A 22119-nucleotide genomic window follows, 5' to 3' on the forward strand; every position below is an offset into this window, starting at 1 on the left:
TCGACGACTGACTCGGTTCACCAAACGTGCCGAGGGCCTCCTACCTTGGCCGCACCGTCTTGGGGACGTCGAGGCCGGTCTCCGCGGCCGTCAGACAGTCCTGCACCGGCATGCGGCGATGCCCGCAATCACCGGGCGTCGGTCCCTGAACGGCTACTGATGCCTCTCCCACCCCACCGGGGAGCCGACCTCAGGCGAATCCTTGCGAGAGGCGTCCTCCATCTCTGGAATACCCCCCCGGGTATAGCTGTTAGAGTGAAGGCCATATACCCCCCGGGGTACATCGTCCGAGAGGAGTCGTGAGCCGTGTTCTTCGTCGACACCCTGGAGTTCGAAGGCCTGGGCAACCGCAGTTACCTGGCCGGCGGGCCCGGTGCCGCGGTGGTCATAGACCCGCCGCGCGACATCGACCAGGTCATTGCCGCAGCGGCCCGCCGTGGAGTGCGCATCGCTTGCGTGGCCGAGACCCATGTGCACAACGACTACGTCACCGGCGGTCTGGAGCTGGCCCGTGTCACCGGCGCCCAGTACCTGGTGCCGGCCGGGGCGCACGTGTCGTTCGCCCGCACCCCGGTCGCCGACGGCGACACCGCGGCGGTCGACGAGGGGCTGGTGCTGCGCGCGATCGCCACTCCCGGGCACACCCCGCACCACACTTCCTACGTCCTCAGCGAGGACGGGCGCGGTGTGGCGGTGTTCACCGGTGGATCCCTGCTCATCGGCACGGTCGGCCGGCCGGACCTGGTCGAGCCACGACTCACCGAGCAGCTGGCCCGCGCCCAGTACGCCTCCGCCCATCGGCTCGCCGACGAGTTGGACGACGACGTGCCGGTGCTGCCCACGCACGGGTTCGGCAGCTTCTGCTCCTCCTCCCAGACCGAGGGGGACGCGACCACGATCGGCAAGGAGCGCAAGACCAACGACGCGCTGCTTCTCGACGTGGACGGCTTCGTCGCCCGGATGCTCGCCGGGCTGGATGACGTGCCCGCCTACTACACCCACATGGGCCCGGCCAACGCCGCAGGTCCCGCACCGGTCGACCTCACCCCGCCAGGGCGTGCGGACGCGGAGGAGATCGCTCACCGGCTGGCCGCGGGTGAGTGGGTGGTGGACCTGCGCAGCCGCATGGCCTTCGCCGAGGGGCACGTGGCCGGGTCGTTCAACTTCGAGGGCGACGGCAAGCTCGCCACCTATCTGGCCTGGCTGATCCCATGGGGCAAGCCCGTCACCCTGCTCGCCGAGACACCCGGGAAGGTCGCCGCGGCACAGCGGGAGCTGGCGCGGGTGGGCATCGACCGCCCGGCCGCCATCGCCATCGGCGACCCGGCCGACTGGATCCGTGAGGGCGAACGGCTCGCCTCCTTCCCTCGCGCCCGCTTCACCGACCTGGCCGACGCCCGTGAGCGCGGCGAAGGCGTGGTCGTTCTGGACGTGCGCCGTGACGCGGAGCGTGCGGGCGGCTACATCGACGGCTCGGTCCACCTGCCCATCCACGAGGTGCAGGGCCGCATCGGCGAGGTGCCGGACGGGGTGGTGTGGGTGCACTGTGCCGGCGGGATGCGCGCGGCGATCGCCGCCTCGCTGCTGGATGGCGCCGGTCGCGACGTGGTCGCCGTCGACGACGCCTTCGACGCCGCCGCCGAGGCGGGACTGACGCTCATTCGCCCCGGCCGCACCGACTGACCCGCCCTTCCCCGCCATCTGCACGAAAGCGATCACACGATGTTCTCGTTTCTACGCCGCCGCCCCGGCCGCCTCACCCCCCGGCCGGCCCACGAGCGGACCAGCGACGGCACCGCCGTCCTGCTCGATGTCCGCGAGTCGCCGGAGTGGAATGCCGGCCACGCGCCCGGCGCGCTGCACCTGCCCCTTTCCCGTCTGACGGCGGGGGCCCCGCTCCCGTCAGCCGCGCAGGGCAGGCCGGTGATAACGATCTGCCGCTCCGGTCACCGCTCCCAGCAGGCCGCCAAGCTGCTGGTCGAACGCGGTGTCAAGGCCACGGATGTCGCCGGCGGCATGACCGCCTGGGCGCGTGCGGGCCTGCCGGTCATCGGCCAGGACGGCAGCAACGGTGTCATAGCGTGAGCGCAGCGGCCCTGGCCCTCGTCGCGGGGGCAGTGATCGGGCTCGCGCTCGGCGCGCTCGGCGGGGGCGGCAGCGTCCTGGCCGTTCCGGCGCTGATCTACCTGCTCGGCTTCACTCCGGCCGCCGCGACCACCGCCAGTCTGATCATCGTCACGGCCACCTCGCTCACCGCTCTGTACGCCCACGCCCGCACCGGCAACGTCCGCTGGAAAGCCGGCGCTCTGTTCGCCGCGGCCGGGCTCCTGCCCGCCGCCGCAGCCGGGGCTGCGGCATCCGCCCTGCCCCAGCCGTTGCTGACCGCCGCATTCGCGGTCGTCGCCGCACTCGCAGCCGTCACGATGCTGCGCCCCAGCCGCACCGCCGCCGGCCCGGCAGCCGGCGAGGTGCAGCCCGCCCGGGCCGCCGGCACCGGCGCGGGGCTGGGTGCACTGACCGGTCTGCTCGGGGTCGGCGGAGGCTTCCTCACCGTCCCGGCCCTGGTCACCGTGCTCGCATTCGAGATGCAGGCCGCCGTCGGCACCAGCCTGCTGGTCATCTCGGCGAATTCACTGGCCTCCCTGGCCACCCGCGGCGCCACCACCGTCGGCGTCGACTGGGCGGTGATCGGCCCCTTCACCGGGGCGGCGATCCTGGGCGCCTGGGACGGCAGGCGCCTGGCCGCCAAGATCACCGGGAACCTGCTGCAACGCACCTTCGCCGTCGTGCTGTCGGCCGTGGCAGCCCTCATGCTCATCGACACCCTCACCTGAGGAGTCGGACGAACGCGGCGCCTCAGCATCACCCGCTCAAGCCAGAGACAGAAACAGCTTCTCCAGTCGGGCGCGCATCTGCTCCCGGTCTCCGGAGGCCGCCATGTCCTCGTCGGTCAGGCAGTGCTGCAGGCCGGTGGCGATGATCGCGAAACCGGCCTTGTCCAGTGCCCGGGACGCCGCCGCGAGCTGGGTGACCACGTCCTCGCAGTCCCGCCCCTCCTCGATCATCTTGATCACACCCGCGATCTGCCCCTGCGCCCGGCGCAGCCGGTTGACCACCGTCTTCAGTTCCTCGGCCGCCATCGCCAGTTCCACAACCCACGCTCCTTCGAGATACCCCCTTGGGTATCCTACCGAAGGGGTGACCCGGACCACGCAAAGGAAGATCCCCATGGCACCCGTCACCGCCCTGAGCGCCGACCAGGCCCTCACCCGCCTGCACGAGCTGACCGTCATCGACGTGCGCACCCCCGGCGAATACGCCTCCGGCCACCTGCCCGGCGCCCACAACATCCCCCTCGACCGCCTCGATACCGCCCTGCCCGCCCTGAAGGCCGCCGCAGACCGCGGCGACCTCCTCATCGTGTGTGCTTCCGGCGCCCGTTCCGACCGAGCCTGCCGGCGTCTGGCCGACCAGGGCATCAGCGCCGCCACTCTCACCGGCGGCACCGCCACCTGGACGCAGCTCGGCCACGACACTCACCGCCCGGCCGGCACCCGCACCCCCTGGGCCATGGACCGGCAGGTCCGCCTCTTCGCCGGTTCCCTCGTCCTGTCCGGCCTCGTCGCCGGACGACGCTGGAACTCGGCCCGGTGGCTCTCCGCGGGCATCGCCGGCGGCCTGGTCTTCTCCGCCCTCACCAACACCTGCGGCATGGCCACGATCCTCGCCAAGCTCCCCCACAACCAGCCCAGGACCACCGACCTGGACGACACCCTCGCGACCCTGACCGGCTGACACCCTGGTCTCAGGGCGGGTGACGTGTTATCCGGGGAGGGCGACGGCTCCGCGTCGTCCGGCAGTTCCGACGGTAGCGACACTGAAGTACGCACCCCGGAAGCCTGCATCGAGTCGGGGCGTCCTGGGCAACCCACTCAGCGGGCGAGCAGCGAACGCGGCAGCAACGGGGCGGCCGGCTTCCAGAGTTCATCAGGAACCAGGCGCTTCAGATGGACAGCGCCCGCGCCCGGCATCATGCCGCACGAACATCAAGTCACGTGCGACTACCGCCAGGCCCTGCTCGGTGCGGCCGCCCTGGCGGCCTGCTCGATCTTCGCGCAGTAGGCCGCACGGGCTTCCTCGTCGATCTGCTCCTCGTGTTCGGCGCGCAACCCGGTCCGGCCGTCGAGGCCCTCGCGCAGGATGTCGGCGTGCCCGGCATGCCGGATGGACTCGCCGATGACATGCACCATGACGGCGAACAGGTTCGTGTCGGCATGAGGCTCCGGCCACCACGGCACATGGCCGGGGGCGTCGAGGGGAAGCGCGTTGATCGTCGCGTCCGACTGTTCCCACGTCCGCCGGTAGAACCCGACGATCTGATCGCGGGTCTCATCCTCGGCCGCCCACAGATCGCTGCCGTCGGAATCCTGCCACCGGGGCAGCGGTTCCGGCGGAAGGCGGTCGAAGACCTCGCCGAAGTACCTGGCCTCGACGGTGGCCACATGTTTGACCAGGCCGAGGAGACTGGTTCCGGTCGCCGTCAAAGGTCGGCGGGAGTCGTACTCGGACAAGCCGTCGAGTTTCCAGAGCAGCGCCTGGCGGTCCCGCCGCAGTCTCCCGTGCAGATGGTCTTTCGCGAACTCATCGATCATGCGGCATGAGCCTGCCATGGGCCGGTCGTCGTCTCAAGATCCAGCAAGGGCAGGCCGGCCGCCGTCGACGAGTGGCTCTGGGCAGGAGCGAACTCGCCGTCGTACCGGATGCCGAGGTTCCTGGCCCTCTCCTCGTAGAGCGGGGCGCCGAACGGGTCCTCAGGGACGTTGCCGAGCTTGTCAAAGCCGTCGAGGATCCAGAAGGCACAGATGGGTCCGGAAAGACTTCTGTTCTGTCACAGCGCCAGCGTCCCACTCACCAACCCGAAGGCCCACGGCGGTCGTTCAGGGCTCCCCCGGCCGAGCAGCGGCGCTAGGAACGCGTCGCCGCCCCGCACTCCTCCCCCGAGGACCCGGCTCTCCCGACCGGCACGCTGCGGTCGTACGGGTCGACCTCTGTGCCGGTCTCGTCCGTACGCCGGTCCGCGCCGAAGGGTGGGGTGAAGTAGCCCGTGGGGGCGCCACAGCCACCGTTGGTCACGTCGTATTTGTACGAGACGATCGAGAACGTGCCCGGCTCGGTGATCACCTTGTCAGGGTCGTCCCAGCTCAGGACCAGCTCGCGCCGGACGATCGTACGCACGATCTCGTCGTCGCCGCCCGGGTCCGCGCGGGTGACCGGGTAGACGAAGGTGACATCGGCGGTCACCTGGAGTGCGCCGCGCTCGCCCTCCCGGTAGGTGAGCCTGCCCCTGGTCTTCACGACGTCGCCGACCAGGCGGGTCCCGGAGGGCTGGAAACGGCTGAAGAGGAGAAGGGGGTCGTTCTTCTCGCTCGGGGAGCGGAAAGCGGTGCTCAGAAGGTCTTGGACGTCCTTCTGGTGCGGGTTGATCAGTGCGATCGCCGTCCTGGGGCGCTCGCCCCGCAGAACCGCGCGGTCCAGGCTGGACTCGACGAGAAAGTCCCGGCTGCGGGCGAGGGCCCGTTCGGCCTCGGCCGCGCTCATCCAGCCGACCGCTTCGGCCTTGGGCAAGGTGATCCCCGCCGCTCCGCTCGCCCAGGCCGCCGCCGGCGAACCACGGAACGGCTTGTCCATGGTGGGGCGTTGGGCCACCTCCGTCGGGGGTGCCTGGGTCGGGCGGGCGCTCTCGGCCGCCAGCGGCGAGGAGTCGGGGTCGTCGCCGGCGAACAGGTCCACTGTCCGCCCCGGCGCGAGCGCCACGACGAGCAGCACCAACGAGGCCAGCAGTCCGACCACATACCAGCGTGTGCGTCGCCCGGGCTGCGCGGGCGTGTAGGTGCGCCGGCCCTCGGGACCCGGTCCAGGCTGCTCGCGCAGCCGATTCGCCACGCCACGGGCCCGCGCCGAGGGTTCCTTGGGCGAGTCGGCGGCACCCGCCACGGACTCGCGCAGGAACTGGTCCCACTCCTCGTCGGACCTGGACGAGCCGTCCGGCTCCCTCCCCGCTCCCATCCCCTACCCCCTGGCTTTCAGTAGACCGTGCGACCGCCCCCTGGGACGCGCCCGCACAATGACACAGAGCCCAGACAGCCGGGCCGACTGGGCGGACGGTGTGGCCGCGCCCCATTTCTCAAGTCGCCGTACAGGACGCATCAGAGGGCAAGGCACACGCCGAACGGCTGAACGCGTCTGCGGACACCCAACGCCTCGTCACCACCGGCACGGGAGACGAATCCGGACGGCGTCAAGCCGCGTCCGGATTCGACCGGAGCGTCCCGACGCGGCCGGTTGCCGTCTCCTTCCGCCCTACAGACCGGCGGAAGGAGCCTTCGGACCGGGGAGGTTCGGCGGTGCGCTCGGGAAGGAGCCTGCCGTCCGGTGCAGTACCCGTTCCAGGTCGCGGCGTATGCGCTCGGCTTCACCACGCACCTGGGCGGGGACATCGCCACGCTCGTCGACGAGGCGGCTGAAGATGGGGGTCTCCTGGAACACAGCGGGATCTGCTCTCTGACGGGCTTTCCGGGCGACGGTGCGAGGCCGGTGCGGTGGTGCACAACTGCTGGTCGAGGCCGATGACCGACCACACCCCACACCCTACGGCGGGACACTGACAGTTCGGTCTCCTCGGCCCTCCGGCCGCGCGGGCGGCGAAGCTCAGCCGCAGCGGTGCCCCCGATTCGGAGCCGGTGGTGCGGCCGATGTCGTCCACGGCCACCGGCGTCCTGTCGAACTCGACGAAGGGCAGGCGGAGTGCGGCCGAGGGGGTCAGCGCTTCGTGCTGGATGGCGCCCGGTTGGAAAGAGCCGGTCGCCCGAAGCCTGACGGCATCAGTGCGGGCAGAGCTTCCGGCCACAGGCCACTGATCGCGCCAGAGCCGGTTCGCCACGCGCGTCCCGTACAACCCTCGTCCCTCTGTCGGAGTCGCACTTGCCGAGCAGCAGCTCTCACGACCGACTCGAAAGGCACCGTCCATGTTCCGAGCGCCCCGAGCCACCCGACGCAGGATCAGCAGCGCCCTCCTGGCCGTACCCCTGGCCGCCTCGGTGGTGCTGACCGGCTCCGGCTCCGCGTCGGCCGCCCCGGCCTCCGTTCCGGCCGCGGACGACTTCAACGGGGACGGCTACGCCGACCTGGTCGTCGGCGCGCCGAACGCGGCCGTGTCCGGCAAGACGCAAGCCGGGTACGTGGCCGTGACGTACGGCTCGGCGAACGGACTGTCGACGGCGAACAAGAAGATCGTCAGTCGTTCGACCGCCGGGGTCCCGGGGGCCGCCACCGTGAAACAGTCCTTCGGCGCCACGTTCGCCAGGGCCGACCTGGACCGCGACGGCTACGGCGACCTCGTGATCGCGGGCGGCAAGGAGGGCTCGGTGATCCTGTGGGGCTCCGCGTCCGGCCTGACCGGCGGTACGGGCATCGCGTACGGGGCCTCGCCCCAGGCCGGTGACTTCGACGGCGACGGCAAGACCGACCTGGCACTGTTCTCCGCACAGCGGGTGAGCGGCGACGACCCGTCGGGCGCCCCGGCAGCGCTGTGGAAGGGGCCGATCAAGCGGGACGGCAAGCCCACCGCCGTCCTGCCCCTCCTGGACAGGTCCCTGTGGTGGGGCTGGTCCGAGGAGGACGACTCCTGCGAGACGGGCGGCGGCTGCGAGAACGGCCCCGCGTCGATCACCGGCCCGGTCGTCGCCGGCGAGGTCGGCGACTTCAACGGCGACGGCCGCGACGACATCCTCCAGACGGCCTACCGCGGCGACGGCAACTATGGGAACCGTCTGCTCCTGGGCGGCGGCGCGACGGGCTTCACCGGGCAGGAGACGTCCGAACTCCGTCTCGGCGAGGCCATCGGAGCCGGGGACGTGAACGGCGACGGCTACGACGACGTGGTGTCCGGCTACGGCGCCGGGAAGGCGCACATCACCTACGGCTCGGCGGCCGGTCTCACTCCCGGGAACACCCATGCCTTCACCCAGGATCTGCCGGGTTTCCCGGGCGCCGATGAAGAGGGCGACCGCCTCGGCTCCGCCGTGTCCATCGCCGATGTGACGGGGGACGGTTACGGGGATGTCGCGCTCGGCATCGAGGGCGAGGACGTCGGCAGCGTCGCCGACGCCGGCTCGGTCGCCCTGCTGCACGGCAGCGCCGCGGGGCTCACCGGCACCGGGGCGCAGGTCTTCCACCAGAACACCACGGGTGTCCCCGGAGTGGCCGAGGAGAACGACCAGTTCGGTGCCACGACCGCCCTGCTCGACGTCAACGGCGACGGCCACCGCGACCTGGCCGCCGCGTCCACGGCGGAGAACGCCTCCAGCGGCGCCGTCTGGCTGCTGCACGGCAACGCGTCCGGCCTGACCACCAAGTCGGCCCTGGCCTTCGGCCCGAAGGACCTGTCGGCCCCCTCGACGAACGCCCTGTTCGGCAGCTTCCTCCGCTGACCGGCCGGCGTCATACGGACGGGCCCGCCCGGAGCGGGAACTCCGGGCGGGCCCGACGACCGCCCCCGGCACGTGCGGCGGCACGGACCTGCACTGGTTCCGCCGCCTGCGGATCCGCTGGGAGATCCGTGGCGGCATCCACGAAGCCTCCCTCACCCCCGGATGCGCACCCGTCTGCCGGCGACGGCTCAAGAATCCCGTGTGCGAGACCTGGGCGACAGCGGCTGCCTACAGCGAGACCCTCCGCTCATCGGCTTTGAGGCCGCGGAGTGTCCAAAGCCCGTACAAGGCCAGCAGCGGTTTACCCATCATCCACTCGCCAGGACGGTAGTCATCCGCTCGCACGAGCCTCTCAGCAAGATCAGGGCGCTGCCGCCGCAAGTACGCACGGGCCTTGAGCGCGTGAGCTGGTTGGGAGGCGATCTTGATGCGGTCGACATCCTCAAGCAGCGGGATCACGTTCGTGATGTTCTCCCATGTTGTCGCGCTCCGGTCCTCGAGAAGCACGGTGCCGTCGAACCCCAGCACCGACTTCGCGTAGTCAGCCATCAGCTCCGCTTCCGCGGCGTAACTGCCGGCCGCACCACCGCTGAAGATCACGAGAGTGCCTCGCGCACCGTCAGCGGGAACGGAGCGAATCCCGGCACGAACGCGCCAGCGGTTGATGAAATTCGCCGTCGATCGTGGGTTCCGGTAGCCCAACACGACCACGGCCTCGGAAACACCCCCACTGCTCCCCATGCTCCCCACGAGGGCTCGGGACCAGCGCCAGTTCAACCACTCGCCCCAGGCCAGCGCCGCAGCACCAGCCATCGCCAGCCCTGTTCTTCGTCGCATGCGGCGACTCTAGAACAGCGCCGTATTGGGCAGCGAAGAAATCAGCCGCCTTGGAGAAGACACATTGCAGATCCTCGCCCTGGCAGAAGCACCTCCGCCATCCCATTTCGATCGACCGGACCCAGATCGAGCGAGCGCGACGGAGCCTTTGCCAACGACTATGCGCCGTCACCAACATCCTGACCCGCAGCACCTAGTCGTTGGTGTCACGGCGGGGGCGGTTGACGGAACTACGGGCCAACCAGGCCCGGACGGTATCCGCGAGCCAGTACGGCTTGCCGCCCTCCACCAGATCGGGAGGTGGAAGCAGGCCGTGCTTGCGGTAGGAACGCACCACGTCGGTCCGGACACCGACGTACGCCGCGATCTCCTTGTACGACCACAGCACGCGGTCAGTTGCAGGGCGCGGAGTTCGAAGAGGGACAACCGTGTCCGTGCCGGGCCGTCCCCCAAGTGCCTCGCGAAGTCCGGCTTCCGCATCCAGGAGGTCACCGAGTTCCTCGACAGCGGCATCGTGACGGGACTGGACGATGGCGTCCCCCAGGCCGGCTTCGACGTCGAGGAGACTGTCGAGTCCGTCGAGCAGGGCGCATTGGTGCTGGTACAGCCGCCGCTCCACGACCTCACCGCCCGCGTCGGACTCTGGCTGGGGGGTCACTGCCGCGCCTCCCTCTTCTCGAGGTGGGCGGCTGCGGCGCGGCGGGCCTTCACCAGACTGGCGCGTACCGTCTCGGACGACAGGCCGAGTTCCTCGGCGATGTCGCTCGGCTTGTAGCCGGCAAGTGTCCAGGCCAGGACTTGGCGCTGCCGGGACGGCAGGCTCCGCAGCACCGGCAGCACGTCGTACCGGCCCTCCCATTCCGCGATGGCGTCCGGGCAGGTCAGCAACGACGTGGGCTCAGGCACCTGTTCGACCGGGTCCTCATGGACCGCGGCGATCATACGAACCAGTGCGCGAGAGGCGACCGTGTGAACCCATGCCCGGGGGTTGTGGAGTTCGGCCCAGCGTCGGTATGCCTTGACCATCGTGTCCTGAGCGATGTCTGCGGCGACGTGCACCGCGGCACCCTGATTGATCAGGAAAGCGACCAGTTGGCGGATGGTGCTTCGGTAGAACACGGAGAACTCTTCGTCCACCTCCAAGCGTTCCTCGTGGCGTCCCTCAGGGAAACCGCCGTGCGCTGCGGGACTGATTGCCGGACGGTTCCGGCCGTCTGACGGTTCTGGATTGCTCACGCTGCCGAGTCCAGCCGCCGAGCCGGAGTGCAGGTGATCTTCATCCGGAGGTGGCATCCGTCGCCGTCCTGATCGTCGAGTTCTACCTGACCGCCTTCTGCCACCGCCTCGGCGACGCTGAGGAGGTACTGGCGATGCGCCTGCTCGCGACGCACACGCCAGCGCAAGCGCAACCACAATCCCAGCAAGGCACACGTCTTCGCAGCGATGATCGAGACGATGGTGACGACGGTCGTGGCCGTGTCCATGGGCTTGCCCTTCTCTTCCGGTCGCGGCCTCAGGAGGCCTGTCACTCGGTAAGAGCCTGAACAGGCCATGATCGTGAACTCACGGGCCAACTCCGCAGCGAGTCTGGGCCACGCGCTCGAACACCGCTCATTGGACCGCCTGGCTCCGCCATGCCTCAGGAGTCCGTCAGGGCGCGGCGACCCTGACCGGCCAGGTGCTTGATCGACAGCATGTGACGGTCTGCCAGTGGGAGGGGTGCGCGCCGACACCGGGATCGTGCTGCTCTTCGCGTGTCCTACCAGTACGTGGCCGGTCCCGTGAGGACCCAGCCGGCGTCGGTGGGCCTTACCCAGAAGCCCAGTGCGACCTCGATCATCTGCACGCGGTAGGTGATCTCTACGTGGACATGGCTGTCGGTGTGGCCCCAACGGAAGTCCGCGAGATCCAGTTCACCGAGCCAGGACAGATCCTGCTCCCACTCGTCGGCAGCAGGGCTTCCGCTCGCCTCGTCCCCATCGGCGCTTGCCTCGACGGTGCCGGTCCACAGCGACTTGAGCACATGACGGACCGGGTGGTGATCGATGAGCTGTTCGGCCTCGGGGATCCTCCCGGCTCGGAGCAGGCTGAAGTAGCGGTGAACGACAGCTTCGACGTCCGCCTTGGCAGGGTGCTCCGTCCAGATCCTCACCGCGAGATCATACGAATTCGGTGACGGCCTCAGTCTGAAACTGCCGGGTGGAGGGTCAGGGCGGCCCGGACAACGTTCGTGATCCGGGTCGTTGAGCAGCGGAGTTCGCGGAGGAGCCGCCAGGAATTGAGGGTGGCGCCCCTACATCGTGGACCGCTCCGGCCAGGGCCGGTGAAGCTCACCGCAGTCGGCCTCTCCGCCACCTTGGGCTCAGGCCTTTGCCGACCTAGGATTTACCGTGCTTGATCGCGCGCAGCTCACTCTGCCGCTTTCGGGTATCGACACTTCGGTCCTCACTCCTGGCGAGTGGCGCGAAGTTCGCTACGGCATCACCACATTGAGCGGCGTGCTGTTCAACGCATGGGACTGACGCACAAGCAAGACCCAAGGCCGACGCCGGACCATGGACGTCTGGCCGAATACGTATTGAGGAACCCTGATCGGCCACGGACACGGTGCTCATCGTCCTGGGCCTGGGCCTGGCTCTGTCCGAACGATCAGGGCATGAGACAACGAGATTGATGCGGGGCGATCGTGTGTCCCAGAGACGACCCGATGGCTGCGTACGACGAAGGGATACCTCATCGATGCGCGTCCTCCTGATGGGGCCGCCCGGAGCCGGCAAGGGCACGCAGGCAGTGCGCCTGGCCGCGCGTCTGTCGATCCGGCATATTTCCACCGGTGACCTGTTCCGCGAGCACATCGGCCAAGGCACCGAGCTCGGGCAGAACGCCCACACACACATGCGCGCCGGCCTTCTGGCTCCGGACGACGTCACCATCGAGGTGATCAAAGAGCGCCTTGCCCGTCCGGACATCGAGCGCGGATTCCTGCTGGACGGCTTCCCTCGCAATCTTGCCCAGGCGGAGGCGCTGGACGGCATCCTTGCCGACTCGGGGTCGGCGCTGGATGCCGTGCTCGCTCTGGAGATTCCCGAGGCCGAGGTGGTCAGGCGTATCGCCGGACGACGGTTGTGCCGTCAGGACCGCGACCACATCTTCCACGTCGACTACAGCCCACCTGAAGTGGCGGGAGTTTGCGACGCTTGCGGCGGTGAGCTGTACCAGCGCGATGACGACCGCGAGCGAACTGTTCGTCTGCGACTGGAGGTTCACCGTCGCGAGACGGCGCCGGTCGTCGACCATTACCAGGCCATGGGTCTGGTGACCACGATCTCGGCCCTCGGCCACGTCCAGGAGGTACTGGACCGCGTACTGCATGCGATCGGCCAGGTCGATGTCCCCGGCGCGTCGGGGTGATGCCCTCCCCACCGCCGGGAAGGCGCGGGGCAGTCCTCCCCGACGGCCCGGCGCCGAGGACAGTAGCCCCGTCCGCTGAGGCCTGTAGGCGCCCCGACTTGGCGACGCCGGGGCTGACCGAACGCTTACGATGCGGATCCGTTCAGGCGGGAAAACGGTGGTCACCGTCGCGGCCACTCCTTCGTCCCGGCCTGGTGGTGGTTCGCGGCGAGCTTCTCCTGCAGGGTCTCCGGGCTGTTCGAACGCCGACCGACGCGCCGCTTCGCGTCCTCCGCCCCGGCCCGCCGCACCGCCCGCCCCCACTGCGCAACCGCGGGCGGTCGGTCAGGCTCGGTCCGCTGTCGGCCGAAGCAGCGACGAGGCGGGCGGAGCGCGCGGCGTCAGTGGGCCGGGCGGAGCGGGCGCGGCGTCAGTGGCCGTTCTCGGTGCGAATGTTGGTGACGTCGCCGTGGACCGCCTCCAGTTTCACGACGAGGTCGGTCGTCACCGTCGGCGACTCCCCGCCGCCGAAGGAGTGGGTGACGATGATCTCGCGGCTTTTGCGCCCCTCACGGACCACCCAGTCCACCGGGACGTTCTGAGCACGCAGGACACCGTCCACCTTGTGCTGCTTCTCCCAGGTCTTCAGCCGCTTGGCGAAGGCGGGCGCCAGGTAGTGCGCACGCAGCGCCTTGGACAACCTGGTGTCCGGGCCTTCGGGGAACCCCTTCGCGTCGACGTAGGCGCCGTAGAAGTCGGCGACCCGCGTCACCGAGTCACCAGTCCTGCCACTGATCGACCGCACTGTTGCGGACGCCTTCGGGGCGGCCTTCGCGGGGGTGATGCTCTTGGTGCGAATGCCGGTGATCTGGCCGTAGACCGGCTCGAGTTCCACGACGAGTTTGGTCCTTACCGTCGGCGACTCCCCTCCGCCGAAGGTCAGCGTGACGACGACCTCGAGGCCCTTGCCGCCCTCGCTCACCGTCCACTCCACCGGAACGTTCTGGGCCCGCAGAATTCCGTCCACGGTGTGCTTCTTCTCCCATGCCCCCAGGCGCTTGGCGAAGGCCGGCGTCAGGTAGTGGGCACGCAGCGCCTTGGCCAGGGTGGTGTCCGGGTCCTCGGAGTCGACCTTCGCGTCGACGTACGCGCCGTAGAAGTCGGCGACCCGCGTCACCAGGTCACCGTTGACGCCAGTGACCGACCGCGGCGCGGTGGACGCATTCCCGTATGCCGTAGCAGCCGCAGGAGCGGCGGTCTGTGCCACCGCCTGCGTCGACACGCCGAGTCCGACGGCCAGGACGAGCCCGGCGGCGACGGCCGCACAGCGGCCCGGACGACGGCGTGCGTGCATGTTCCTGCTCATGTCGTGTCTTCCTTCTTCTCGTGTTCCGTACGGGGCCGCTCCCAGCCCGGGCCGACTCCTGTCCCGCCGAACGCCGAACGCCGAACGTCAATCGCCGAACGCCGTCGTCGGGCAGACCGCCGCCGGGGCCGCGGTGCACCTCATCCGGGCGCACCGATGCCCGGTAGGCAGGCAGCAGACGGGAGTCGCCACCAGGCTTGTGCCGGGACCCTCAGCCCCGTTCCGGCCGGTGCGACACCCACAGGTTCGAAGAAGGTGGGGCTCCGCCGCAACCGCCGCCGCCCAACCGCAACAACGCAACCATCCCACCCACCCTGAGCTGCGGAAACATACACTGCCTGGGACGCCGTCCTGAGACGCGGAGACGGGCCTGTGCCGTCCTGGCCACCCCCTGGACGCCTCCGGTACGCGCAGAGCCGCGGTTACCGCGCGCGGACGTCAAGCCGTGATCACAACCGCCGGCAGATGAACGCGTGTGAGCGCTACGTGGGCGCCGTCGAGTCTCCCGCCCAGGCCCCTGCTCGGGCGCCGAAGGGGTGTTCCCTCGTGCCGGGCGCCCTGCCCGGCTTCCGTCTCACGGCCCCGCAGGCGGCGGACGGCGCGGGGCGGGTGTCCAGCGCGAGTCGATCGTCGGCGCGGCATGGGATCACGTGGTTTCGCAGAAGCACAGCCGGTCGCGCGTTCAGCAGGCGGCGTACGCCCTGTCCCACCTTGCAGTCGGCGAAGCGATCGCACACCGCCACCTGTGAACGCGATCAGAAGACCGGCCTCAGTCGGCGCTCCCGACGCCGCGATCAGGTGCGCTCATGTCCCCTGTGCGGGGCGTACCGTCGGCGAGCCCGTAGCGCAGATACACGGTGCCCTTGGGGCCGGCTGCCGGAGGTTCGAGGAGCGTGAGGTTCGTGGGCACCTCACCGCCGTCGAACACCTTCTTCCCGACTCCGAGCAGGATCGGGTGTACCCACAGGTCGAGACGGTCGAAGAGCTTTTCGCGCAGGAGACTCTGCACCAGGTCCAGGCTTCCGACGACCTTCACGTGCTCGTGCCGGTCCCGGATCTCCCGTACCGCGGCGGCGAGGTCCGGGCCGAGCTGCGTGGACCCCGCCCACGACAGATCGGGCCTGCCGCGCGAAGCCACGTACTTCGGGACACGGTTGAAGAGGTCGGCGATCTCCCCGTCCTCGCCGCCCTTCTGGTGCGGCCAGTAGCCGGCGAAGATGTCGTACGTCCGCCGACCGAGCAGGAGGGCATCCGTGCCCTCGTACGCGGCGCCCACCTGTGCCCCGGCGACCTCGTCCAGCAGGGGTGCCTGCCAGCCGCCGAACGGGAATCCGGCCGGGTCCTCGTCGGGACCGCCGGGCGCCTGCCCGACGAGGTCGAGTGTCGCGAACAGTTCGATGTGGATGAGGCCCATGGCTTGCTCCCGATGAGATGGTCGTCGCGGTCAAAACGTAGACCTGCGGGGACCGGCGTACTCATCGCCGCGCCGACCCAAGTCGACCAGGAACGGCTGAATCAAGCCGGTACAGGTCAGCACTCGCCGCCCCCGGGGCCGGCGGCGACACCGACGACGCAGACCGCCGTCAGACCCTCGACCTCCCTGTTCGTCCCGCGCGCAGTCGGCAGCCGCGCCGAGCTTCTTCGCCGGACGACGGCCCACATGGACGACTGCAGCCTCGCGTGCCGGCCCGCGGTCCCGTTCAGCCGTCGGACGCGCCCAAGCTGACGGACAGGCAGGCGGACAGGCTGACGGGCAGGCGGATTGACAGGCCATCGGGTAATCCCGTCCGAACCGTTGACGCGTCGGCCGGATGGCGTTCATCATCGGGCCACCCGCTGTCATCGTTGACACAAGTCATCGTTGACATCCCTGGTCGGCGATGTGGATCTCAGTCGCGGACCGGGGCGTCACATTTCACGGGCCGCCCGCCGCAGGCTGGGGCGCGTGGAGCTCGGATCACAGGAGACACCATGAGCCCTGCACGTGCAGCCCGACGGGCCCGCCTGCGGACAGCAGCAGCCGCGGCGGCCGTCTGCGCGCTGTCAGCCGCCCTGCTCGCCCCTCAGGCCGTCGCGGCCGACGCGCCGCCGTACTCCGAGACCTATCGTCCCCAGTTCCACTTCACTCCGGAGAAGAACTGGATGAACGACCCCAACGGCCTCGTGTACCACAAGGGCGAGTACCACCTTTTCTACCAGTACAACCCGAGCGGCAACGCGTGGGGCGACATGTCCTGGGGACACGCGGTGAGCAAGGACCTCGTGCACTGGGAGGAGTTGCCGCTCGCCCTGTCGCACGACGACGAAGAGATGGTCTTCTCCGGCAGCGCGGTCGTCGACGAGAACAACACCACCGGCTTCGGCACCAAGAAGAACCCGCCGATGGTGGCGATCTACACCAGCGCCTACAAGGACGGAGGCAAGCAGGCCCAGTCGCTCGCCTACAGCACCGACCGCGGCCGCACCTGGACCAAGTACCAGGGCAATCCCGTCATCGACATCGGCTCCAAGGACTTCCGTGACCCCAAGGTCCAGTGGTACGCGCCCACCCAGAGCTGGCTGATGACGGTGTCGCTGTCCACCGAGCACAAGGTGCGGTTCTACTCCTCCAAGAACCTCAAGGACTGGACCCGCCTCAGCGACTTCGGCCCGGCCGGCGCGACAGGAGGCGTATGGGAGTGCCCCGACCTGTTCCCCCTCCCCGTCGACGGCGACAAGAGCAACGTCAAGTGGGTCCTGGTCGTGAACATCAACCCCGGCGGTATCGCGGGCGGCTCGGCAGCGCAGTACTTCATCGGCGACTTCGACGGCACGAAGTTCACCGCCGAGGACAACGGCACCTACACCCCGCCCGCCGGGACCGTCGAGCAGGGCTTCGAGGGCACCGGCTTCGGTTCGTGGACGGCCACGGGCACCGCGTTCGGCCCGGGACCGGCAGCCGGGACGCTCGACGGGCAGCAGCCCGTCACCGGCTTCGACGGCAAGGGCCTCGCCAACAGTTTCCACTCCGGCGACGCCACCACCGGCACCCTCACCTCCCCCTCCTTCACCGTCGACAGCCCCTATCTGAACTTCAAGATCGGCGGCGGCCGGCACCCGCACCCGCCCGGGAAGACCCTCGCCGGCTTCGAGGGCGGCACCTACGGCGACTGGACGACGACCGGCGACGCCTTCGGCACGGCACCGGCCACCGGCACCCTCTCCGGCCAGCAGCAGGTCACCGGCTTCCAGGGCAGCGGCCTCGTCAACACGTTCCTGAACGGGGACGCCACCACCGGCACCCTCACCTCACCCGAGTTCACCATCGACAAGCGCTACGTCAACTTCCTCATCGGCGGCGGCAACCACCCCGCCGGATCCGCCAACCCCACCGCCCTCGAACTCCTCGTCGACGGCCAGGTCGTGCGCAGCGCCACCGGAGGAGACGCCGAGGCGCTCCAGGCCGCCTCCTGGGACGTCCGTGACCTCGCCGGCAAGACGGCGCGGATCAGAGTGGTCGACGACAACACCGGTGGCTGGGGCCACATCAACGCCGACCAGATCACACTGTCCGACACCAAGGCCCAGCCCGGCTCCCAGGAAACTGCCGTCAATCTGGTCGTCGACGGCCAGGTGGTCCGCAGCGCCACCGGATCCGACAGCGAGACACTGGACTGGGCCTCCTTCGACATGCGCCCCTACCGCGGCAAGAAGGCACAGATCCAGCTCGTCGACCTGAACACCGGCGGCTGGGGACACATCCTCGCCGACCAGTTCACCACCGCCGACTCCCCCGCCCACTCCGTCCTGCAGCGCGCCGGCTGGGCCGACTACGGCAAGGACTACTACGCGGCCGTGTCCTGGGAGAACACCCCGGGCGGCAAGCGGCACATGATCGGCTGGATGAGCAACTGGGACTACGCCGGCGCCACCCCCACCACCCCCTGGCGCGGGGCACAGAGCATTCCCCGCCAGATGGCCCTGCGCACCGTCGACGGCCGCGTCCGGCTGACCAGCGAGCCGGTGAACAGTGTGAAGTCCCTGCGCCAGGACCCCACGGCGACCGCGACCACCACTGTCGTGACGAACACCTCGCAGGCGCTGATCGGTCCCGCCGCCCACGGCAAGGCACTCGACATCGAGGCGACCTTCTCCCCCGAGGATGCCGAACGGTTCGGACTGAAGGTACGCACCGGCACCGCAGGCGAGGAAACGGTCATCGGCTACGACACCACGACCCAGGAGCTGTACGTCGACCGAACCCGTTCCGGCGCCGTGGACTTCAACACCACCTTCCCCGGCATCCAGACCGCACCGCTGAAGGCGGCGAACGGCAAGATCAAGCTACGGATCCTGGTCGACTGGTCGTCCGTCGAGGTCTTCGGCGGCAGTGGCGAAGCCGTGATAACCGACCAGATCTTCCCCGACCCCGCCAGCCAGGGAGTCCAGGTCTTCGCCGAGAACGGCTCGGTGAAGCTCGACAAGGCAACCGTCTGGCATCTCGACTCCATCCACGACTGATCCCGGCTGCCGCCCAGCGCCACAACACGCAAAGGACACGACATCGTTGCGCGTCGAGCTGGGCGGCGCTCTCAGACGTCGATGTATGTCTCGGCGTCCGGGGCGGTCGTCTAGGGCACGAGCAGGGCGGCCGTCCGCGCGGTCAGCCGCCCTGCTTGGCCACCCCAGGACGGTCGGTGGGGCGATGCCCGTACCACGAGAGCCAGTTCGCGGCGGGTGCGGCGCGCAGACTCAAGGAAGCCCGACTCCGGACCAGGCTTCGACCGCACACTGTCTGTCGGCGTTGTTGCCCGTCGACACGACTGTGCCGTTGGCACGCAGGCCAAGCGTGTGCGTCGAACCGGCCGCCACCGCGACGATGTCGCGCCAGTCACCGACGTCGCACTGGCCATAGCCGTTGTCTCCCGCGGCGAGGGCTCGCCCGGACGCAGTGACCCCGACGGTGTGGTAGCTGCCCGCGTCGAGCCCCACGACTTCCTCCCACTCGTCGACCTCGCACGCACCGGTTGTCCGGTCTCCGGTCGCGAGGGCTCGCCCGTCGGCCTTGAGACCGACGGTGTGGAAGTACCCGGCCGCGACGGCGGTGAGGTCACGCCACCCTGCGACGGCGCACTGACGTCGTCGGCCGTTACCCGCGGCCAGTGCGGAACCGTCCGACCGGACGCCGACCGAATGCCAGTCACCGCACGAAAGGGCAACCGTCTCGCGCCAGGTCCGCACGTCGCACTGTCCTTCCGCATTCCGGCCAGTCGCCAGCACACGGCCGTTCGCGAGCAGTCCGAGCGTGCGGCGCCAGCCCGCGGCCACAGCCGTGACACCACGCCATCCGGCGACATCGCATTGCCCATCGCCGTTCCAGCCCGTTGCCAGCACGGTGCCGTCCGACCGGAGTCCCACCGTATGGGACTTGCCCGTGTTCCTCGCGGTGTGGACGTTGCCGGCCGCCACCGCGACGACGTCTCTCCACCCCTCGACACGACATTCACGGGCTGCGTCATGTCCCACGGCGAGAACGGTTCCGTCCGAGCGCCGTCCGACCGAATGACGCCTTCCGGCCGCCAGCGGCGACGAATGGGCAAACATTCCGACTCCTCGTCCTTGGATGTGGATGGTCGAAGACCTGGCAGCGCAGGTCGCCGTGCTGTTGCCGATCTGGTGACCTGGCCGGGGTCAACCGGTGTGTCCGCGGGCGAGCCCCGCAAGCCCGGCCAGGTCCCCCACTCGTACCGTCCTGTCGTTGCTGCCGGTCACGGCGACGGCCCCGGCCGTCCAACAGGGTCGTGGACACTCCCCCGATCATGCCCGTGTGACCTTCCCGGGGTTCAGGGCTGAGGGGCTGAGGGGCTGAGGGCAAGCCTCCTACGGTTCCACGATGTGCCGCAGATAGGCGTGCGGATCGGCGAGATAGCGGCGCCAGTGATCCACGAGGCCGAGCTCCCGCCAGGCGACTCTTCGCATTCCGTACTCACCGACCTCGATGATGTCCGCCCCCGGAAGCGCGGTCAGCAAGGGCGAGTGCGTGGCGCAGATGACTTGGCCGCCCTCCCTGGCCAACCGGTCGATGTGCCCGATCAGCTCAAGGCACGAAGAGAAGGAGAGCGCCGCTTCCGGCTCGTCGAGAACATAGAGCCCGGCGTGGACGAACTTCCCGCGGAACGCGGCGAGAAAGCCCTCGCCATGGCTGACGTCCTCCGGCGAGAACCCCTCCCGGTCCAAGGCGTCCAGCGCGGTCTCGGCACGCAGGAAGAAGCCCTTGCGGGCCGACCAGCTGGTGGCCATCCGGCGGCCGCGCCCCGAAGCGGCGTCGAACTTCATACGCTCACCCAGGACGGACTTGCCGCGCGGGGAGGCGTAACGCCAGTCGTGGGAGCCGCCGTAGGAGTCCAGGCCGAACCCCTCCGCAAGCGCCTCGACCAGCGTCGACTTGCCCGAACCGTTCTCACCCACCAGAAAGGTCACCGGTGCGGTGAACCGCAGCCCTTCGTGGAGCATCTGTCGCACGCAGGGCACCGACCAAGGCCAGGCATCCTCGTCGTACGAAGGGAGATGCGCATACGCGCGTTCGACAATCACCCAACCAGTGTCACCCGGGCTCGGCGCACGCACGCACGCTCGCTCGCCCGTCAGCGCTTCGGTCAAGCGGCCTCGACGCGAAGCCGGTCCGCTGTGGGCGAAGCACGGGGCGTGCGCCGGTCAGCGGTCCACCGCAGGCAGGTATGCCAAGCCGGTCTCGAACATGATGCGGTCGACCGTCTCGTGCAGTGTGCTGTCCACACCGATGACCGTCTCGATGCCGCCGGGCAGCAGATCGCCCGGCCGGTACCACTCCCGCAGTTGCGGCTCGCCGACGTCTCCGGCGAACGGCTTGGTGGCGTGCCGGGCGAGAGTTTCGGCGAACGGCACGTCCAGGTAGTAGCCATGGGTCGGGCCGCGATGGTCGGTACGCAGGCGCGCGAGCATGTCGCCGTAGTGATCGGCGTACAGGATGCCCTCGATGACGACGTGATAGCCGGCGTCCAAGGCGTAGCGGGCGGTCAGGTCGATCAGGCCGATGTTCACGGCTCCCGGCCGGTCACGCTCACGTAGGACGGTGCGGCGGAGGTTGTCCTGGCTCACCAGGGCCAGGCCGCGGCCGAACTTCTCGCGGAGCGTTTCCGCTACGGACGACTTGCCCGAGGCACTGTTGCCTCGGATGACGACCAGCCTGGTTCCGTCGGTTCCCACCATGGGGCCTCCCCGTGCCAAGGTAGCGACGGCACCACCCCTACCCACTGCACGCTGTCTCGCAATCTCAGGGTTCGTTCTCTCCGCCAGGGCCGGCACCGTGGCGACGAACTCCGCCCTCCGGCGGAGCACCCCCGCGGGGCTGTCCAAGCAGCGGCTTCTCTCCGCTCCGTAGGCATGAAAGCTCCCCGGGCGGGCAAACGGTGGCTCCCTGAACCTGGAGGATGCCATGGCCCTGACGGAGCGGCCGGCCGAACCGGCGGCAGAACAGGACACCGCCTGCTGCGCCCGGCGCGATCACCAGCACCCGACTGCGGAGGCCGAAGCGCCGGAATCGGCGCACGAGAGGGTCAACCGCCGCTGGAACGAGATCCTGCAGGAAACGCGGGTCACCCAGACCGGCGTGCAGATCCTCTTCGGGTTCCTTCTCAGCGTGGCCTTCACGCCCTTGTTCCGGGAGCTGGAGACGCTGGACCGCAATATCTACGTCACCACCGTGGTGCTCGGCGCGGCGGCCACCGGAGCGTTGATAGCGCCCGTCTCCATGCACCGCTTCCTGTCGGGTCAGCGCATGAAGGACGACCTGGTGGAGACCGCCGCCCGCATGATGATGTGCGGCATGGTCCTCCTCGCCCTGACCATCGGCTGCACGCTTCTGCTGATCCTGCGTTTCGTGGTCCCGGGCGTCCTCGCAGAGGTGCTCGTCGGCGCGGTCATGCTGTGGTTCGGCCTGTGCTGGTACGCGCTGCCGCTTCTGCTGCGCCGTCGTGCCACCCGGCGCGGCCGGTCCGGCGAGGATGCCTGACCGGCGCT

22 protein-coding genes and 1 pseudogene are annotated in these 22119 nt (G+C 69.5%); 9 read left to right on the forward strand and 14 right to left on the reverse strand.

Translation table 11 applies throughout. The annotated features are described in order from the left end of the window. Positions 1-306: 306 nt before the first annotated feature. From ACZ6BB_RS21235 to ACZ6BB_RS21245, 3 genes are read left to right on the forward strand one after another with little or no spacing between them, the layout of a single operon-like run. Complete coding sequence (locus ACZ6BB_RS21235) at positions 307-1683, forward strand: MBL fold metallo-hydrolase (RefSeq protein ID WP_471616704.1); 1377 nt, start codon at positions 307-309, stop codon at positions 1681-1683. A gap of 39 nt (positions 1684-1722) precedes the next feature. Next, the gene (locus ACZ6BB_RS21240) at positions 1723-2085 is read left to right on the forward strand and encodes a rhodanese-like domain-containing protein (RefSeq protein ID WP_471616705.1); all 363 of its coding nucleotides are present in this window, start codon (positions 1723-1725) and stop codon (positions 2083-2085) included. Then, entirely contained in the window at positions 2082-2834 is a 753-nt protein-coding gene (locus ACZ6BB_RS21245; protein ID WP_471616706.1) for a sulfite exporter TauE/SafE family protein, read from the forward strand. Before ACZ6BB_RS21240 ends, ACZ6BB_RS21245 begins: the two co-directional genes overlap by 4 nt. Before the next feature lie 36 nt (positions 2835-2870). On the opposite strand, the gene ACZ6BB_RS21250 is transcribed toward ACZ6BB_RS21245, so the two are convergent. Further along, on the reverse strand, positions 2871-3152 hold the full coding sequence (locus ACZ6BB_RS21250; RefSeq protein WP_098750301.1) for a metal-sensitive transcriptional regulator: 282 nt from the start codon (positions 3150-3152) through the stop codon (positions 2871-2873). A 76-nt stretch (positions 3153-3228) separates the two neighbouring features. Here ACZ6BB_RS21250 and ACZ6BB_RS21255 point away from each other — a divergent pair, with 76 nt between their 5' ends. After that, positions 3229-3795 carry a rhodanese-like domain-containing protein gene (locus ACZ6BB_RS21255; protein ID WP_471616707.1) on the forward strand — a complete coding sequence of 189 codons (567 nt, stop codon included), beginning with the start codon at positions 3229-3231 and terminating at the stop codon, positions 3793-3795. Positions 3796-4061: 266 nt separating this feature from the next. Here the strand turns inward: ACZ6BB_RS21255 and ACZ6BB_RS21260 are convergent, their stop codons facing one another. Together ACZ6BB_RS21260 and ACZ6BB_RS21265 are read right to left on the reverse strand one after the other, a co-directional pair. Continuing rightward, entirely contained in the window at positions 4062-4652 is a 591-nt protein-coding gene (locus tag ACZ6BB_RS21260) for a DinB family protein (protein ID WP_471616708.1), read from the reverse strand. Positions 4653-4965: 313 nt separating this feature from the next. Continuing rightward, a complete protein-coding gene (locus ACZ6BB_RS21265) occupies positions 4966-6066 on the reverse strand; it encodes a hypothetical protein (protein WP_471616709.1) in 1101 nt (366 codons plus the stop codon). A 959-nt stretch (positions 6067-7025) separates the two neighbouring features. Between ACZ6BB_RS21265 and ACZ6BB_RS21270 the strand changes: the two genes are divergently transcribed. Continuing rightward, positions 7026-8489: an FG-GAP-like repeat-containing protein gene (locus ACZ6BB_RS21270; RefSeq protein WP_471616710.1), complete on the forward strand. Its 1464-nt coding sequence runs from the start codon at positions 7026-7028 to the stop codon at positions 8487-8489. A 228-nt stretch (positions 8490-8717) separates the two neighbouring features. Here ACZ6BB_RS21270 and ACZ6BB_RS21275 read toward each other — a convergent pair whose 3' ends face one another. The 6 genes and pseudogenes from ACZ6BB_RS21275 to ACZ6BB_RS21300 form a co-directional block, all read right to left on the reverse strand. After that, entirely contained in the window at positions 8718-9326 is a 609-nt protein-coding gene (locus ACZ6BB_RS21275; RefSeq protein ID WP_471616711.1) for a YdcF family protein, read from the reverse strand. Positions 9327-9519: 193 nt separating this feature from the next. Next, on the reverse strand, positions 9520-9714 hold the full coding sequence (locus ACZ6BB_RS21280; protein WP_471617003.1) for a helix-turn-helix transcriptional regulator: 195 nt from the start codon (positions 9712-9714) through the stop codon (positions 9520-9522). Positions 9715-9980: 266 nt separating this feature from the next. After that, on the reverse strand, positions 9981-10463 hold the full coding sequence (locus tag ACZ6BB_RS21285; RefSeq protein ID WP_471616712.1) for an RNA polymerase sigma factor: 483 nt from the start codon (positions 10461-10463) through the stop codon (positions 9981-9983). A gap of 95 nt (positions 10464-10558) precedes the next feature. Next, a complete protein-coding gene (locus ACZ6BB_RS21290; RefSeq protein ID WP_471616713.1) occupies positions 10559-10810 on the reverse strand; it encodes a hypothetical protein in 252 nt (83 codons plus the stop codon). A 275-nt stretch (positions 10811-11085) separates the two neighbouring features. Further along, a complete protein-coding gene (locus tag ACZ6BB_RS21295) occupies positions 11086-11478 on the reverse strand; it encodes a hypothetical protein (RefSeq protein ID WP_471616714.1) in 393 nt (130 codons plus the stop codon). A gap of 29 nt (positions 11479-11507) precedes the next feature. After that, positions 11508-11615, reverse strand: a pseudogene (locus tag ACZ6BB_RS21300) (IS5/IS1182 family transposase); the annotation flags it as partial. A 101-nt stretch (positions 11616-11716) separates the two neighbouring features. Here ACZ6BB_RS21300 and ACZ6BB_RS21305 point away from each other — a divergent pair. Then, on the forward strand, positions 11717-11848 hold the full coding sequence (locus ACZ6BB_RS21305) for a hypothetical protein (protein ID WP_471616715.1): 132 nt from the start codon (positions 11717-11719) through the stop codon (positions 11846-11848). A gap of 217 nt (positions 11849-12065) precedes the next feature. Further along, positions 12066-12737 (forward strand): adenylate kinase, encoded by a 672-nt coding sequence (locus ACZ6BB_RS21310; RefSeq protein ID WP_471616716.1) that lies wholly within the window; start codon positions 12066-12068, stop codon positions 12735-12737. Positions 12738-13146: 409 nt separating this feature from the next. Here the strand turns inward: ACZ6BB_RS21310 and ACZ6BB_RS21315 are convergent, their stop codons facing one another. Together ACZ6BB_RS21315 and ACZ6BB_RS21320 are read right to left on the reverse strand one after the other, a co-directional pair. Then, positions 13147-14082 (reverse strand): hypothetical protein, encoded by a 936-nt coding sequence (locus ACZ6BB_RS21315; RefSeq protein ID WP_471616717.1) that lies wholly within the window; start codon positions 14080-14082, stop codon positions 13147-13149. A gap of 769 nt (positions 14083-14851) precedes the next feature. Next, complete coding sequence (locus ACZ6BB_RS21320) at positions 14852-15496, reverse strand: dihydrofolate reductase family protein (RefSeq protein ID WP_471616718.1); 645 nt, start codon at positions 15494-15496, stop codon at positions 14852-14854. A 557-nt stretch (positions 15497-16053) separates the two neighbouring features. Here ACZ6BB_RS21320 and ACZ6BB_RS21325 point away from each other — a divergent pair. Then, positions 16054-18582 carry a GH32 C-terminal domain-containing protein gene (locus ACZ6BB_RS21325; protein WP_471616719.1) on the forward strand — a complete coding sequence of 843 codons (2529 nt, stop codon included), beginning with the start codon at positions 16054-16056 and terminating at the stop codon, positions 18580-18582. Positions 18583-18813: 231 nt separating this feature from the next. On the opposite strand, the gene ACZ6BB_RS21330 is transcribed toward ACZ6BB_RS21325, so the two are convergent. The 3 genes from ACZ6BB_RS21330 to ACZ6BB_RS21340 form a co-directional block, all read right to left on the reverse strand. Next, the gene (locus tag ACZ6BB_RS21330) at positions 18814-19665 is read right to left on the reverse strand and encodes an RCC1 domain-containing protein (RefSeq protein WP_471616720.1); all 852 of its coding nucleotides are present in this window, start codon (positions 19663-19665) and stop codon (positions 18814-18816) included. Positions 19666-19941: 276 nt separating this feature from the next. Further along, positions 19942-20655, reverse strand: coding sequence for an AAA family ATPase (locus tag ACZ6BB_RS21335; RefSeq protein WP_471617004.1), 714 nt, complete (start codon positions 20653-20655; stop codon positions 19942-19944). A gap of 120 nt (positions 20656-20775) precedes the next feature. Then, the gene (locus tag ACZ6BB_RS21340) at positions 20776-21309 is read right to left on the reverse strand and encodes an AAA family ATPase (protein ID WP_471616721.1); all 534 of its coding nucleotides are present in this window, start codon (positions 21307-21309) and stop codon (positions 20776-20778) included. 226 nt (positions 21310-21535) lie between these two features. On the opposite strand from ACZ6BB_RS21340, the gene ACZ6BB_RS21345 reads away from it, so the two are divergent. After that, on the forward strand, positions 21536-22111 hold the full coding sequence (locus tag ACZ6BB_RS21345) for a DUF6328 family protein (RefSeq protein WP_471616722.1): 576 nt from the start codon (positions 21536-21538) through the stop codon (positions 22109-22111). Positions 22112-22119 lie beyond the last annotated feature (8 nt).

This window comes from Streptomyces sp. NPDC041108, from assembly GCF_055592645.1.